Origin of the sequence: Aminobacter sp. MSH1, assembly GCF_003071665.1 — a bacterium.
In the GTDB taxonomy this organism is placed as follows: Bacteria; Pseudomonadota; Alphaproteobacteria; order Rhizobiales; family Rhizobiaceae; genus Aminobacter; species Aminobacter niigataensis.
This window is the reverse complement of the sequence record NZ_CP026265.1, coordinates 2,305,482-2,318,678: the sequence shown is the minus strand read 5'-3', so window position 1 is coordinate 2,318,678 and position 13,197 is coordinate 2,305,482. Positions and strand designations below refer to the sequence as shown.

15 protein-coding genes are annotated in these 13,197 nt (G+C 64.5%); 11 read left to right on the top strand and 4 right to left on the bottom strand.

The window, feature by feature from the left end:
- Positions 1-82 precede the first annotated feature (82 nt).
- Genes phnG through CO731_RS11460 form a run of 3 tightly spaced genes read left to right on the top strand, consistent with a single transcriptional unit; the run spans position 83 to position 2,263 of the window.
- The gene (gene phnG, locus CO731_RS11470; RefSeq protein WP_108607207.1) at positions 83-547 is read left to right on the top strand and encodes a phosphonate C-P lyase system protein PhnG; all 465 of its coding nucleotides are present in this window, start codon (positions 83-85) and stop codon (positions 545-547) included.
- A gap of 8 nt (positions 548-555) precedes the next feature.
- Positions 556-1,152 (top strand): phosphonate C-P lyase system protein PhnH, encoded by a 597-nt coding sequence (gene phnH, locus CO731_RS11465; RefSeq protein WP_108609778.1) that lies wholly within the window; start codon positions 556-558, stop codon positions 1,150-1,152.
- A 1-nt stretch (position 1,153) separates the two neighbouring features.
- Positions 1,154-2,263, top strand: a complete 1,110-nt coding sequence (locus tag CO731_RS11460; RefSeq protein WP_108607206.1) for a carbon-phosphorus lyase complex subunit PhnI — start codon at positions 1,154-1,156, stop codon at positions 2,261-2,263.
- Positions 2,264-2,286: 23 nt separating this feature from the next.
- Here the strand turns inward: CO731_RS11460 and CO731_RS11455 are convergent, their stop codons facing one another.
- Together CO731_RS11455 and CO731_RS11450 are read right to left on the bottom strand one after the other, a co-directional pair.
- Positions 2,287-2,718 (bottom strand): type II toxin-antitoxin system HicB family antitoxin, encoded by a 432-nt coding sequence (locus tag CO731_RS11455; protein WP_108609777.1) that lies wholly within the window; start codon positions 2,716-2,718, stop codon positions 2,287-2,289.
- A 21-nt stretch (positions 2,719-2,739) separates the two neighbouring features.
- Positions 2,740-2,934, bottom strand: a complete 195-nt coding sequence (locus CO731_RS11450) for a hypothetical protein (protein WP_108609776.1) — start codon at positions 2,932-2,934, stop codon at positions 2,740-2,742.
- A 113-nt stretch (positions 2,935-3,047) separates the two neighbouring features.
- Between CO731_RS11450 and CO731_RS11445 the strand changes: the two genes are divergently transcribed.
- The 4 genes from CO731_RS11445 to CO731_RS11430 are packed head-to-tail and all read left to right on the top strand — an operon-like array spanning position 3,048 to position 6,027.
- Complete coding sequence (locus CO731_RS11445; RefSeq protein ID WP_108609775.1) at positions 3,048-3,929, top strand: alpha-D-ribose 1-methylphosphonate 5-phosphate C-P-lyase PhnJ; 882 nt, start codon at positions 3,048-3,050, stop codon at positions 3,927-3,929.
- Positions 3,926-4,702, top strand: a complete 777-nt coding sequence (gene phnK, locus CO731_RS11440) for a phosphonate C-P lyase system protein PhnK (protein ID WP_108607205.1) — start codon at positions 3,926-3,928, stop codon at positions 4,700-4,702. The genes CO731_RS11445 and phnK overlap by 4 nt, the downstream gene beginning before the upstream one ends.
- Positions 4,703-4,705: 3 nt before the next feature.
- Positions 4,706-5,413: a phosphonate C-P lyase system protein PhnL gene (gene phnL, locus CO731_RS11435; RefSeq protein ID WP_108607204.1), complete on the top strand. Its 708-nt coding sequence runs from the start codon at positions 4,706-4,708 to the stop codon at positions 5,411-5,413.
- Entirely contained in the window at positions 5,410-6,027 is a 618-nt protein-coding gene (locus CO731_RS11430; protein WP_108607203.1) for a DapH/DapD/GlmU-related protein, read from the top strand. The genes phnL and CO731_RS11430 overlap by 4 nt, the downstream gene beginning before the upstream one ends.
- 2 nt (positions 6,028-6,029) lie before the next feature.
- On the opposite strand, the gene gltS is transcribed toward CO731_RS11430, so the two are convergent.
- Together gltS and CO731_RS11420 are read right to left on the bottom strand one after the other, a co-directional pair.
- On the bottom strand, positions 6,030-7,241 hold the full coding sequence (gene gltS / locus CO731_RS11425) for a sodium/glutamate symporter (protein ID WP_108607202.1): 1,212 nt from the start codon (positions 7,239-7,241) through the stop codon (positions 6,030-6,032).
- 202 nt (positions 7,242-7,443) lie between these two features.
- The gene (locus CO731_RS11420; RefSeq protein ID WP_108607201.1) at positions 7,444-8,460 is read right to left on the bottom strand and encodes a Tim44 domain-containing protein; all 1,017 of its coding nucleotides are present in this window, start codon (positions 8,458-8,460) and stop codon (positions 7,444-7,446) included.
- Positions 8,461-8,879: 419 nt separating this feature from the next.
- Here CO731_RS11420 and phnC point away from each other — a divergent pair, with 419 nt between their 5' ends.
- The 4 genes from phnC to phnE (CO731_RS11400) all read left to right on the top strand — a co-directional run bounded on the left by phnC (position 8,880) and on the right by phnE (CO731_RS11400) (position 13,146).
- Positions 8,880-9,722 (top strand): phosphonate ABC transporter ATP-binding protein, encoded by an 843-nt coding sequence (gene phnC / locus CO731_RS11415; RefSeq protein WP_108607200.1) that lies wholly within the window; start codon positions 8,880-8,882, stop codon positions 9,720-9,722.
- Between the two features lie 91 nt (positions 9,723-9,813).
- The gene (gene phnD / locus CO731_RS11410; protein ID WP_108607199.1) at positions 9,814-10,725 is read left to right on the top strand and encodes a phosphonate ABC transporter substrate-binding protein; all 912 of its coding nucleotides are present in this window, start codon (positions 9,814-9,816) and stop codon (positions 10,723-10,725) included.
- Positions 10,726-10,802: 77 nt separating this feature from the next.
- Positions 10,803-11,750 carry a phosphonate ABC transporter, permease protein PhnE gene (gene phnE / locus CO731_RS11405; protein WP_108607198.1) on the top strand — a complete coding sequence of 316 codons (948 nt, stop codon included), beginning with the start codon at positions 10,803-10,805 and terminating at the stop codon, positions 11,748-11,750.
- A 4-nt stretch (positions 11,751-11,754) separates the two neighbouring features.
- Positions 11,755-13,146: a phosphonate ABC transporter, permease protein PhnE gene (gene phnE / locus CO731_RS11400; protein ID WP_108607197.1), complete on the top strand. Its 1,392-nt coding sequence runs from the start codon at positions 11,755-11,757 to the stop codon at positions 13,144-13,146.
- The last annotated feature ends 51 nt before the right edge of the window (positions 13,147-13,197 follow it).

Sequence of the window (13,197 nt, the reverse complement as noted above, 5' to 3'; positions counted from 1 at the left end):
TCACGAGCCTCGCTACAAGCCCGTTGTATGTTGTTCGATTGTATAGAACAATAGACAAATACGAAGTGGAGCGGCAATCGAAATGGACCGACGGCAGGAAAGAGAAACGGAGACGCAGCGCAAGGCGGCCATGGCAGCGCTTGCCCTGGCGCCGGCGGACGAGTTGAAGCGGCTGTGCGCGGCGGCAGGGATTTCAGGCGAAGCCGAGATGCTGCGCGGCCCCGAGACCGGCCTGGTATCGGTACGCGGGCGCATCGGCGGCGGCGGCGCGCCCTTCAACTTCGGCGAAGCGACAGTGACCCGCGCGACGGTCCGTTTGCCCGGCGGCGAGATCGGCCACGCCTATGCGCTTGGCCGCGACAAGGAAAAGGCCCGCCTTTCGGCCATCGCCGATGCGCTGTGGCAAGACCCCGCCCGCCGCGCCGAGGTCGAGGACAAGATCCTTGCCCCACTGCGCGCTGCACAAGCTGAAGCCGACGCGATCAGCCGCGCCGAGACGGCGGCGACCAAGGTCGACTTCTTCACCATGGTTCGCGGAGAGGATTGATGGAACAGATGGATGTCATCGACGGCGGTTTCGCCGCCCCGGTTTTCGACGCCCAGACGGTTTTCCGCGCTGTCATGGACGCCATGGCCCGACCGGGTACGATCCAGCCCGTCGCAGGGCTCACCCAGCCGCCCGCCCCGCTGTCGGCGACCGCGGGTGCCGTGGCGCTGACGCTTTGCGACCACGACTCCCCGCTCTGGCTCGATGCCGCGCTTCAGGTCTCGGCGGCAAGATCCTGGCTCGGCTTTCACACCGGCGCGCCGCTGGCCGCGACACCTGCCGATGCGCATTTCGCGCTCGTCGCCAACCCGGCCAACCTGATCTCGCTCGAGAACTTCGCGCAAGGAACGCAGGAATATCCCGACCGCTCGACGACGCTGATCCTGCAAGTCGAAAGCCTGACTGATGGCGCGCCGCTGCATCTCGAAGGTCCCGGCATCGAGACCTCGGCTACCATCGCGCCGACGCCGCTGCCGCGCCACTTCGTCGAGCAGTGGAAGCAGAACGGCGCCCGGTTCCCGCGCGGCACAGACGTTATCCTGGCAGCGCCCGGAGCGGTCGCCTGCCTGCCCCGCACCACCCGCATCAAGACGATGGAGGCCTGACATGTATGTAGCTGTCAAAGGTGGCGAAGCCGCCATCGCCAATGCCCATCGCCTGCTTGCCGACCGTCGCCGCGGCGACCGCTCGGTGCCCGCGCTCCGCATCGACCAGATCGTCGAGCAGCTGGCGCTCGGCATCGACCGCGTCATGGCCGAAGGCTCGCTCTACGACCGCGAACTGGCCGCCCTTGCGGTGATGCAATCGCGCGGCGACCTGATCGAGGCAATCTTCCTCGTCCGTGCCTATCGAACGACCCTGCCGCGCTTCGGCTACACCAGGCCGATCGACACCGCCGCCATGCAGGTCGAACGCCGCGTCTCCGCGACTTACAAGGACTTGCCGGGCGGCCAGTTGCTCGGCCCGACCTTCGACTACACCCACCGCCTGCTCGACCCCGAACTCACCAAAGATCCCGGGGTCGCCACGCCGGAGCAGCGCGAAACAGACGACCAGCGTATGATACGCGTGTCGGAAATCCTCGCGCATGAAGGCCTGATCGAGGCCGATGGTGAGCTGCCGGAGGATCACCTCACCGGCGACATCACCCGCGAACCCTTGGAATTTCCGCTGGCGCGCGACAGCCGCCTGCAGGCGTTGTCACGCGGCGACGAGGGTTTTCTCCTTGCACTCGGCTACTCGACCCAGCGCGGCTATGGCCGCAGCCATCCCTTCGTCGGCGAGGTCCGCATCGGCGACGTCGAACTTGAACTCGACGTGCCGGAACTGCCCTTCCCCGTCACGCTTGGCCGCATCCGCGTCACCGAGTGCCAGATGGTCAACCAGTTCAAGGGCTCGTCCAAGGCGCCGCCGCAGTTCACCCGAGGCTACGGCCTGGTTTTCGGCCGGTCCGAGCGCAAGGCCATGGCGATGTCGCTGTGCGACCGCGCGCTGCGCGCCGGCGAACTCGGCGAGGACATCACCGCACCCGCCCAGGACGAGGAGTTCGTGATTTCGCACTCCGACAACGTCCAGGCCACCGGCTTCGTCGAGCACCTGAAGCTGCCGCACTATGTCGACTTCCAGGCCGAACTCGACCTCGTCCGCCGCATGCGCTCAGAGCACGAAAAGCGCAACAAGACCAACGACACCGAACAGCGGGAGGCGGCGGAATGAGCTCTCGAATTCAGGCCATTTCGTCAGGCAGCATCGCGGACGGAAACCACGATTTCTTTGCCCAACAACGCCAACGTCGCCTGCAGCAACGGAAGTTTGGTCGGATGATCCGGGGCAAGAATGCGGCGTGCCTCGGTCTCCGCCTTGTTGAGTCGACGCGCCAGCTCTCTCTTGGAAATGCCCGATTGAGCAAAAGCCTCGACAACCGCCAACTTCAGCGCCGTGTCGGGCGCGACAGCAATGGGCACAAGTCCTTTGCCCGTGGCCTGAGGCTTCGGCAGCGGTTGCCCCATCGTGGCGACACCACGCAGCGCAAGCCCCAGAGCCTCAGCTCCGCTGGCGCGCGCCTCGGCAATCGTCTCTCCACAGGTAATCGCCTCGGGCACGTCCGGAAAGGTCACCAGGAAACCACCCTCGGGATCAGCCTCAATTTTCGCCCCGTAGATGTAGTCCATCTCAACCTCCATCGGCGCATTTCATTCTACGCCGAGTTGCTTCTTGATCGTCCGGACCATCAATGCGGACAGCTCGCCCGACTGGATGGTCGTGATTTTTTCGCCAAGTCTCACGCGATAGTGGGACCCCTTGCCCCGGTCGGTGAAGACTTCAAACTGCAAGTTTCGTTTACGCGAGAGAGCACGAAGCTCTCTTATCAGAGCCTCCCGTTTCATCCGCCACATCCCCCCAGACGCACAGAGTGCGCACATAATTGCGCGCCTATCAAGCACATTAATGTGCGCATTTGTCGATCGGATTGCGCAACGACCTCCGGAAAGCCTGCGTCATGACAGACATCGCAACCTACAACTTCGCCTATCTCGACGAGCAGACCAAGCGGATGATCCGCCGGGCGATCCTCAAGGGCATCGCCATTCCCGGCTACCAGGTGCCGTTCGCGTCCCGCGAAATGCCCATGCCTTATGGCTGGGGTACCGGCGGCGTGCAGGTGACTGCTGCGATCATCGGCCCCGACGATGTGCTCAAGGTCATCGACCAGGGCGCCGACGACACCACCAACGCGGTGTCGATCCGCGCCTTCTTCCAGAAGGTCGCCGACGTTGCCGTGACCACCGAGACGGCGAAGGCGACGATCATCCAGACGCGTCACCGCATCCCCGAGCATCCGCTGACCGAGGGCCAGACGCTGGTCTACCAGGTGCCGATCCCCGAGCCGCTGCGCTTCCTCGAGCCGCGCGAGACCGAAACGCGGAAGATGCACGCGCTCGAGGAATACGGGCTGATGCACGTCAAGCTCTACGAGGACATCGCCAGGCACGGCCGCATCGCCACGACCTACGCCTATCCGGTCAAGGTCGAGGGCCGCTACGTCATGGATCCCTCGCCGACGCCGAAGTTCGACAATCCCAAGATGCACATGTCGCCCGCGCTCCAGCTGTTCGGCGCCGGCCGCGAAAAGCGCATCTATGCCGTGCCGCCCTTCACCAAGGTCGTCAGTCTCGACTTCGAGGACCATCCTTTCGAGATCCAGACCTTCGACCAGCCCTGCGCCCTGTGCGGGGCCGAGCAGGTCTATCTCGACGAGGTCATCCTGGACGATCACGGCGGGCACATGTTCGTCTGTTCCGACACCGACCACTGCGAGACGCGCCAGGCCTGCGGCCATCGCGGCCATCTCTCGCCCGACATCCTGGAGCCTGCCCAATGACCGACGAACCGCTTCTGCGCGTCACGGCGCTGTCCAAGTATTACGGCTCGCGCATCGGCTGCGAGGACATCTCCTTCGACCTCTGGCCGGGCGAAGTGCTGGCCATCGTCGGCGAGTCCGGCTCGGGCAAGACCACCCTGCTCAACTGCCTGTCGACGCGCCTGCTGCCGACGTCGGGCACCGCCAGCTACCGCATGCGCGACAACCAGTGGCGCGACCTCTACCGCATGAGCGAAGCCGAACGCCGCTTCCTGATGCGCACCGACTGGGGTTTTGTTCACCAGAACCCGGCCGACGGGCTGCGCATGACGGTGTCGGCCGGCGCCAATGTCGGCGAGCGGCTGATGGCCATCGGCGACCGCCACTATGGCAACATCCGCGCCACAGCGGTCGACTGGCTCGGCCGCGTCGAGATCGATGAGGAGCGCATCGATGACGAGCCCCGCGCCTTTTCCGGCGGCATGCGCCAGCGCCTGCAGATCGCCCGTAACCTCGTCACCGGCCCGCGCCTGGTGTTCATGGACGAACCGACCGGCGGCCTCGACGTGTCGGTGCAGGCGCGCCTGCTCGATCTCCTGCGCGGGCTGGTCACCGATCTCGGACTCGCGGCCATCGTCGTCACCCACGACCTCGCCGTCGCCCGGCTCCTGTCGCAGCGCATGATGGTGATGAAGGACGGCCACGTCGTCGAAGCGGGCCTCACCGACCGCGTGCTCGACGACCCGCGCGCGCCCTACACCCAGCTCCTCGTCTCCTCCATTTTGCAGGTGTAAGCCATGGCCACCCCACTCATCGTCTCCGAGGTCGCCAAGGCCTTCACCATGCACCTGCGCGACGGCATCCGCCTGCCGGTCGTCGCCAATGTCTCGTTCTCGGTCAGGGCTGGCGAATGCGCCGTGCTCGGCGGCCCCTCGGGCGCCGGCAAGAGTTCGATTTTGAAGATGGTCTACGGCAATTACGGCGTCGACCAGGGCCAGATCATCGTCGACCACCACGGCCAGCTGGTCGACCTCGCCACCGCCAACCCGCGCACGGTGCTGTCGGTGCGCCGCGACACCATCGGTTATGTCAGCCAGTTCCTACGCACCGTGCCGCGCGTCTCGGCCCTCGACGTCGTCGCCGAACCGTTGGTGGCACGCGGCACTGACCGCAAGCAAGCGCAGGAGCGCGCCGCCGAATTGCTCGACCGGCTCAACCTGCCCGAGCGGCTTTGGAGCCTGCCGCCCGCCACCTTCTCCGGCGGCGAACAGCAGCGCGTCAACATTGCCCGCGGCTTCATCACCGACCATCCGGTGCTTTTGCTCGACGAGCCGACGGCCTCGCTCGACGCCACCAACCGCGAGGTGGTGATCAGCCTGATCGAGGAGAAGAAGCTGAAGGGCGTGGCCCTGCTCGGCATCTTCCATGATGCCGACGTGCGCGAAGCGGTCGCCGACCGCATCGTCGACGTCACGGAATTCGCCGCAGGAAAGGCCGCAGCATGAGCCGCAAGCTTTCCGAACAGCCCTGGATCCACCCGACCGCCGAGGTGACGCAGTCGACCCTCGGCCGCTGGACCGAGGTCTCCGAACGCACCCGCATCAGCGAGAGCGAACTTGGCGACTATTCTTACGTCATGCAGGACTGCAGCCTGTGGTGCACCACGGTCGGCAAGTTTTCAAACATAGCAGCAAGCGTGCGCTGCAACGCCACCAACCACCCGACCTGGCGACCAACGCTACACCACTTCACCTACCGCGCTTCGGACTATTGGGACGACGCCACCCACGAGACCGAGTTCTTCGAGTGGCGCCGATCCAATGCCGTCACCATTGGCCATGACACCTGGCTCGGCCACGGCTCGACGGTACTGCCCGGCGTCACCGTCGGCGACGGCGCCGCCGTCGGCTCCGGCGCTGTCGTCACCAAGGACGTCGCGCCCTACACCATCGTCGCCGGCGTGCCGGCCAAGCCACTACGCGAGCGCTTCGATCGCAAGACGGCCGAACGCTTCCAGGCGCTCGCCTGGTGGGATTGGGACCACGCCAGGCTGCGTGTCGCCCTCGACGACTTCCGCAATCTTTCTGCGGAGGAATTTCTGGAGAAGCACGAGGGCTGAGATCAGCGCGCCAGGAAAAACTGGATCGCGACCACGTTGACCAGGTCGACGAAAAACGCTGAGACCAGCGGTAGGATGATGAAGGCGTTCGGTGACGGGCCATAGTGCTTGGTCACCGCCGTCATCGACGCAATGGCGGTGGGAGTGGCACCCAGCGAAAGGCCGGTAAAGCCGGCGCTCAGTACCGCCGCCTGATAGTCCCTTCCGAGCAGCGGAAAGAGCACGATCACGATGAATGCGACCGCGAGAAGCGCCTGCAGGGCAACGACCACCAGCAACGGACCAGCCACCCCGGCAAGTGTCCAAAGCTGCATGCTCATCAGCGACATGGCAAGAAACACTGACAGCGAATAATCGGAGATCAGCGACATCGACGGTGAGCGCGCCGGCCAGGGCAGTCGCGGAAAGATGAAGGGGATCGTATTGGACAAGACGATCCCCATGATCAGACAAGGCACGAACAACGGCAGCTTCACGCCCATCGCCAAGAGCGGTCCGTGAACCAGGTAGCCGAGCACCACGGCGACGTTGACCAGCAAAAGCGCCTGCATGAAGCTCGACTTGTCGATCGGTGCCGCCTCCGCCTTGGCGACTGCCCCTTCGTTCTCTGAAACTGTCGCGTCGGTGGTCAGCTTGCCGCGCTCGATGAGGAACTTCGCCACCGGCCCACCCAGGACACTTGCCAAGATGAGGCCGAGCGTCGCTGCGGCGGTACCGACTTCTACAGCCGCAGGAAAGCCGTGCTCGGCCGCGATCGCAGGCGCCCACGCAATCGTAGTGCCATGGCCGCCGACAAAGGCGATCGATCCCATGATGACGCCTGCGGCAGACGGCAAGCCGAACAGCCAGGCCCCGAGCGTGCCGACGCCATTTTGCAAGAAGACGAAAAGCACGGTCAGCACGCACAGCACGGCCAGTGCCCGCCCGCCGACCAGCAGATCGGACAGCCGCGCATTGACGCCAACGGTGGCAAAGAAGATGACCAGCAGCCTGTCGCGCGTGGTCATCTCGAAGACGATTTCCATGCCCGAGAGCTTGTAGAACGCCCATATGGCGGCAGCCGCCAGAAAACCGCCGGTGACCGGCTCGGGGATGTTGTAGTTGCGTAGAAAGGCAATGCGGCGGGTCAGGATCACGCCGACGAAATAGACAACCAATCCAAGCGTAAGGGTGAGGAAATCGGGCGAAACGAGAGAGTTGGCTGCCGTCGTCATCCGAGCCTTGCTTGGTCAAGGGAACTGGAAATCCTGGATCGGCAGACCCCAGCCTATCCAGCTTGCAACCTTGCCTAGAATGGGCACCAGAGCAATCGGCAAATCGTAACGCGGCCACAGGCGATTGTTGAAACGACAACGCCCGCAATCGACACCTCGAAAGGGCGACTGCGGGCGCTGAAAAGTAAATTGCAGAGGTAGATCAGGCTTCCTGGATCGCCGACAGCTGCCAGTCGCCGCCGTTCTGGCGAACGAACGTCCAGAGCTCCGTCGTCTCGGTCGGCTCATTGGCGTCGCCTTCGACGATCTCACCCGTGGTGCGGTTGCGGGTCACGTCGATGGACGAGTAGTTGACCGCGGCGGTCGCATAGTCGCGATCGCCTTCGCTCCAGCTTTCGGCGATGTCGGCCTGAAGCAGTTGGACATCGGTCACGTCGTTGCGCACGCCGTTCTGCGCGTTGTCGGCCAGTTCTTCCGAGAGGTAGGACACCATCTCGGGCGTCACCAGTCGGCGCAACGCCTTGTGGTCCTCGCGGCCGAAGGCTTCCTGCACCTCGGTCAGCATGCGCTGGAACGTGTCGAGGTCTTCGCCGGATACGGTGATGTCCTTGCTCACTGGCTGCTGCGGAGCAGCGTCGGCGCGGCTGCCGCCGATGCTCGGTATGCTGAACGAACGGCTGCCGCCATTGGCCTTGCCGGCGTCAGCCGGTGCGGCATCGCGGTAGTTGAAGTTGCCGCCACCGGCACCCGCGCCGGCCATCGCCGGGCCGGACGCCTGCCGCGAGCGGAAAAAGCGCAGGGCGAGCCAGATGGCGCCGCCGATCAAGAGCACCTGCATCAGCATGCCGAACATGCCGGCGAGACCGCCAAAACCCTGGCCCATCAGCATGCCGAACAGGCCGCCCATCAATAGGCCGCCGATCATCGCGCCGCCGAAGCCGCCCATGAAGCCGGGGCGCTGCTGGGCAGCAGCACCCGGACGCGCGGCATTGGTGGCCGGGTTGGTCGCCTGGCCGGTGTTCGGCGTCATCGAGCGCTCGACCGGTGCCGACGGCTGCGGCGCGGTACGGGTCGGCGGTGCCGACTGGAAGGTGCGCGCCCCCCGGCTGCCGAAGCTGCCGCCGCGGCGAGCGTCGGCCTGGTCGACGGCGACCATGGAGAAGGCAAGGAACAGGCCCGCAAAAAGCGTGGCAAAGCGGGTCGTTCGGGACAGTTTCATCGGCGGTTCCTCAAAGTGAAGTCCGCCCTCATATAATGACTAACAAGTGTAGTGTCAGGGTTTGGGGGCCAAGTTTTTGCAGAATCTTTCCAGCTCCCTCCAAGGCACTGAATAGATTTGGTTTTACCCGCACTGCCTCGAATCGACGCCAGTGGCCTGAACATGAATCTTGGCCAAACACGGTCCCAAAAGACCGTTGCCGATCAAATAGATGGAACGCCAATCCGATTCAGGTCGGCAAGAACTGGCCCTGTCGGCTCGCTGCCTGCGCGCGCATCGCATTCGGGCCGCATTTTTCGCATGCCTGCCTGTGCATCGTAACAAAACTGACATGGTCCCGACATTGCAGCTTCACGTCCCGGGTCTAGGCCCAAGCCTGAAAAAGGGGCGCAAAGCCCCAAAGGGACAGGGAAGCCACGATGCTCGAAATCCGCAACGTCAGCCGCCGCTTCGGCAAGAACGTCGCCGTCAACGGCGTCAATCTCCAGATCCAGCCGGGCCAGATGGTCGGCATCATCGGACGCTCCGGCGCCGGCAAGTCGACGCTGCTGAAAACCATCAACCGGCTCATCGATCCGAGCCAGGGCTCGATCGTCTTCGACAACACCGAAGTGTCGTCGCTGCGCGGCCCGGCCCTTCGCCGCTGGCAGCGCGATTGCGCAATGATCTTCCAGCAATTCAACCTGGTGCCGCGCCTCGACGTGCTCACCAACGTCCTGCTCGGCCGCCTCAACCATCGCTCGACCAGCCTCAACCTGCTCGGCATCTTCTCGCGTGAAGACCGCATCCGCGCCATCGCCGCGCTCGAACGCCTGGACATTGCCCGCACCGCGCTCCAGCCCGCCGGCACGCTGTCGGGCGGCCAGCAGCAGCGCGTCGCCATCGCCCGCGCGCTGATGCAGGAACCGAAGCTGATCCTCGCCGACGAGCCGATCGCCTCACTCGACCCGCTCAACGCCAAGGTGGTGATGGACGCCCTGCGCGACATCAACCTGCGCGAAGGCATCACCGTCATCACCAACCTGCACACGCTCGACACCGCCCGCACTTATTGCAACCGCATCATCGGCATGTCGGGCGGCGCGGTCGTCTTCGACGGCGCGCCAGAAGAGCTGACCCGCGAGGCCGTGCGCAAGGTCTATGGCGCCGACAGCGACGGCGCCGAGATTTCCGAAGCCATCACCTCGACCAGCATCCGCCCGGTCAAGGTCGTGGTTCCTGCATCCGCCGCACCTCTGGAACCGGCCTACGCCCCGGCTTGAGGCCGTTCGCGGTCGTCTCGCCCGCGTCAAGGGCCCGCAATCAGCAACGGAAATGACCCGGCAAGGTGCCGGGCCAAACTGGAGACATGCCATGTTCAAGAAAGCACTTCTGGGTGCCGTTTCGCTCGCCGTCCTGGCGATCGGCCAGGCCCATGCCGCAGACCTCAAGGAATTCCGCATCGGCGTGATCGGCGGCGAAAATGAAGCCGACCGCCTGCGCAACTTCCAGTGCCTCGTCGACCAGCTGCCGGCCGTCCTCGGCGTCGAGAAGGTATCGCTGTTCCCGGCTGCCGACTACGACGGCACCATCCAGGGCCTGCTCGGCGGCACGCTCGACTACGCCGAACTCGGCGCTTCGGGCTACGCCAAGATCTATCTCGAGAACAAGGAAGCGGTCGAGCCTATCCTGACCACCGTCCAGACCGACGGCGCCACCGGCTACTACACCATCATGGTCGCCAAGAAGGATTCCGGCATCACCAAGCTCGAGGACCTCAAGGGCAAGAAGCTCGGCTTCGCCGATCCGGACTCGACCTCGGGCTACCTGATCCCCGTCACCGCCCTGCCGAAGGACCTCGGTGGCGTTGCCGTCAAGGACTTCGTTGCCGAGACCGGCTTCGGCGGCGGCCATGAAAACCTCGTCCTCGAAGTGCTCAAGGGCACCTTCGACGCCGGCACGACCTTCGGCTCGGGCGTCGGCGAATTCAAGGACGGCTACACCTCGGGCAATCTCAAGAAGATGGTCGACAAGGGCATCCTCGACATGGACGACCTGGTCGAAGTCTGGAAGTCGCCGCTGATCCCGAACGGCCCGATCGTCGTTCGCAGTTCGCTCGACGCCGACACCAAGACCAAGTTCAAGGATTACATGGTCAAGCTGCCGGAAACCGACCCGGCCTGCTTCTCGGCCATCCAGGGCGGCGACTTCAAGGGCTACACCGAAGTCACCCCGGACTTCTACCAGCCGGTCATCGACGCCCGTAAGGCGCAGATCGGCAGCTAAGCCCGCAGCCGACATCGACGCGTCGCGGCTTGCCCGCGGCGCGTCTTTCTTTGATCCGGGATCGGACGGAACTTTTCATGACCATGCCACTCTCGGAAGCCGGCCTCGCGGTCGAGCGCCACTGGCGCGAACTCGCTGGCCGCCGCCGCCTGTACACCGCCGGCGGATTGATCTTCCTGTTCATCGCCTTGTCCGGTTCGCTCTGGTTCGCCAACGAGAGCAATGCCGGCAAGTTCTTCGACCGGCTGCCGCATTTCTTCGACTTCGTCGACCAGATGATCCCGCGCGACGGCTTCGAGGTTTGGCGCGCCTTGTTCGACCTGCCCTCGCCCTACGACGACGGCAGCCTGAAGTTCGACTACCCCGATGGCCGGATGTACATCTTCGGTTCGTTCTACCTGCCCGAATACGTCTACAAGATGCTCGAGACGATCAACATCGCGCTGGTCTCGACACTGATCGGCTTCGCCTTCGGCTTCCTGCTCTGTTTCCTCGCCGCTTCAAACCTGGTGACGCAACGCTGGCTGCGCTTCTTCGTCCGCCGCTTCCTCGAGATCCTGCGCGCCTTTCCCGAAATCGTCATTGCCGGCTTTTTCCTCGCCATCCTGTCGATGGGCGCGATACCCGCGATCATCGCCGTTTCGCTGCACACCATCGGCGCGCTCGGCAAGCTGTTCTTCGAGGTTGTCGAGAACGCCGACATGAAGGCCGACGAAGGCCTGCGCGCCGTCGGCGGCAACTGGCCCGAGCGCGTCTGGTTCGGCATCGTTCCGCAGGTCATGCCCAATTTCCTGAGCTACGCCTTGCTACGGCTCGAGATCAACGTGCGCGCTTCGACCATCATCGGCGCGGTTGGAGGCGGCGGCATCGGCGAGGCGCTGCGCCTGTCGATCAGCCGGACCCACGAAGCCAAGACCATCGCCATCATCCTCCTCCTGTTCTGCACCATCGTCGCCGTCGACCAGCTTTCCGCCTGGCTGCGCAAGAGGCTGGTCGGCGAGCAGGCCTTCGGTCGCGGGGAATAAGATCATGACCAGCCTTTCCATGTCCGATATGCAGTCGGTCGCCGACCGTCACCCCGACGTCTTCACCGGCTCGTGGCGCAAGAGCCTGTCCGGCTGGGCAATAGGCGCCGGCCTCGTTGCCTATCTCGGTTTCGCCTGGTGGTTCTTCTCCGTCGGTGCGGTAATCGCCGGCGGCAACTGGGGCATCGCCGGCACCTATCTCGCCGATTGGGTGTCCTACGAGGTGCGCCCGCAGATCGACTTCAGGGATGACCGTCTCGACATCAGCTATCCGCGCTTTGCCTCCTATCGCGCCGATCGGCATCCCGAGTGGCTGAGCTTCGACCCGCCGGCGGCGACCGCAGCCGCGCCTGCGGCCAACAAGGCAGCTGCCAGCCTCGTCACGGTCGAGATCGACGGCCGCGACCGTATCGAGATCACGCCGACCAGCGTGCTCGTGTCGCGTGGCGATGAAACGCTCGACATCGCCATCGTGCCGGAAAAGAGCATCACCGTTGCCGGTGCCCTGCCGTCCTGGGCGACGCAAAAGGCGCCCGGCGAAAAGATCACTGTCGACTTCGGCTTTGCCGGCAGCGCCCAGATCGACGCCGACGACGTCAAGATCCGCCACCGCTTCCTGGGCTGGGAGAACTTCGTCTTCGACGCCAACTCGCCGTTCTGGGGCAAGTCGACGAGCGAGGTGTTCTCGCTGATCGTCTCCGGCGAACGCCTCGATCCGGGCGTTTCGAACGCCGCCCTTGCCTGGGACAATATCGTCAACAATTCCGAATGGCAGCATGGCGACGTCTGGACCAAGATGCTGCAGACCATCGTCATGGCCTTCGTCGGCACGCTGTTTGCCAGCCTGCTTGCCTTCCCGCTGGCTTTCCTTGCGGCGCGCAACATCACGCGCAACCGCCTCGTCAACCAGGTTGCCAAGCGCTTCTTCGACTTCCTGCGCTCGGTCGACATGCTGATCTGGGCACTGTTCTTCACCCGCGCCTTCGGCCCCGGCCCCATCGCCGGCATCTCGGCGATCTTCGTCACCGACACCGGCACCTTCGGCAAGCTCTATTCCGAGGCGCTGGAAAACATCGACGACAAGCAGCGCGAGGGCATGCGCTCGGTCGGCGCCTCGCCGGCCTCGGTCCAGCGCTACGGCGTGGTGCCGCAAGTGCTGCCGGTGCTGATCAGCCAGTCGCTCTACTTCTGGGAATCGAACACCCGCTCCGCCACCATCATCGGTGCGGTCGGCGCCGGCGGCATCGGCCTCAAGCTGTGGGAAGCGATGCGCACCAATTCCGACTGGGAGAACGTCGCCTACATGGTGCTGCTGATCCTGATCGTGGTGTTCATCTTCGACAACATCTCGACCGCGTTGCGCCACCGCCTGATCGGAGGCAAGTCCAGTCACTGAACTTTTGCGGCCGGCCCTTGCAAAGCCAAGAAAGTCGGCCACTACTTCGTC

Coding starts and splice junctions, on each gene's coding strand:
- phnG (WP_108607207.1), top strand. CDS start 83: ATGGACCGACGGCAGGAAAGAGAAACGGAGACGCAGCGCAAGGCGGCC.
- phnH (WP_108609778.1), top strand. CDS start 556: ATGGATGTCATCGACGGCGGTTTCGCCGCCCCGGTTTTCGACGCCCAG.
- CO731_RS11460 (WP_108607206.1), top strand. CDS start 1,154: ATGTATGTAGCTGTCAAAGGTGGCGAAGCCGCCATCGCCAATGCCCAT.
- CO731_RS11455 (WP_108609777.1), bottom strand. CDS start 2,718: ATGGACTACATCTACGGGGCGAAAATTGAGGCTGATCCCGAGGGTGGT.
- CO731_RS11450 (WP_108609776.1), bottom strand. CDS start 2,934: ATGAAACGGGAGGCTCTGATAAGAGAGCTTCGTGCTCTCTCGCGTAAA.
- CO731_RS11445 (WP_108609775.1), top strand. CDS start 3,048: ATGACAGACATCGCAACCTACAACTTCGCCTATCTCGACGAGCAGACC.
- phnK (WP_108607205.1), top strand. CDS start 3,926: ATGACCGACGAACCGCTTCTGCGCGTCACGGCGCTGTCCAAGTATTAC.
- phnL (WP_108607204.1), top strand. CDS start 4,706: ATGGCCACCCCACTCATCGTCTCCGAGGTCGCCAAGGCCTTCACCATG.
- CO731_RS11430 (WP_108607203.1), top strand. CDS start 5,410: ATGAGCCGCAAGCTTTCCGAACAGCCCTGGATCCACCCGACCGCCGAG.
- gltS (WP_108607202.1), bottom strand. CDS start 7,241: ATGACGACGGCAGCCAACTCTCTCGTTTCGCCCGATTTCCTCACCCTT.
- CO731_RS11420 (WP_108607201.1), bottom strand. CDS start 8,460: ATGAAACTGTCCCGAACGACCCGCTTTGCCACGCTTTTTGCGGGCCTG.
- phnC (WP_108607200.1), top strand. CDS start 8,880: ATGCTCGAAATCCGCAACGTCAGCCGCCGCTTCGGCAAGAACGTCGCC.
- phnD (WP_108607199.1), top strand. CDS start 9,814: ATGTTCAAGAAAGCACTTCTGGGTGCCGTTTCGCTCGCCGTCCTGGCG.
- phnE (WP_108607198.1), top strand. CDS start 10,803: ATGACCATGCCACTCTCGGAAGCCGGCCTCGCGGTCGAGCGCCACTGG.
- phnE (WP_108607197.1), top strand. CDS start 11,755: ATGACCAGCCTTTCCATGTCCGATATGCAGTCGGTCGCCGACCGTCAC.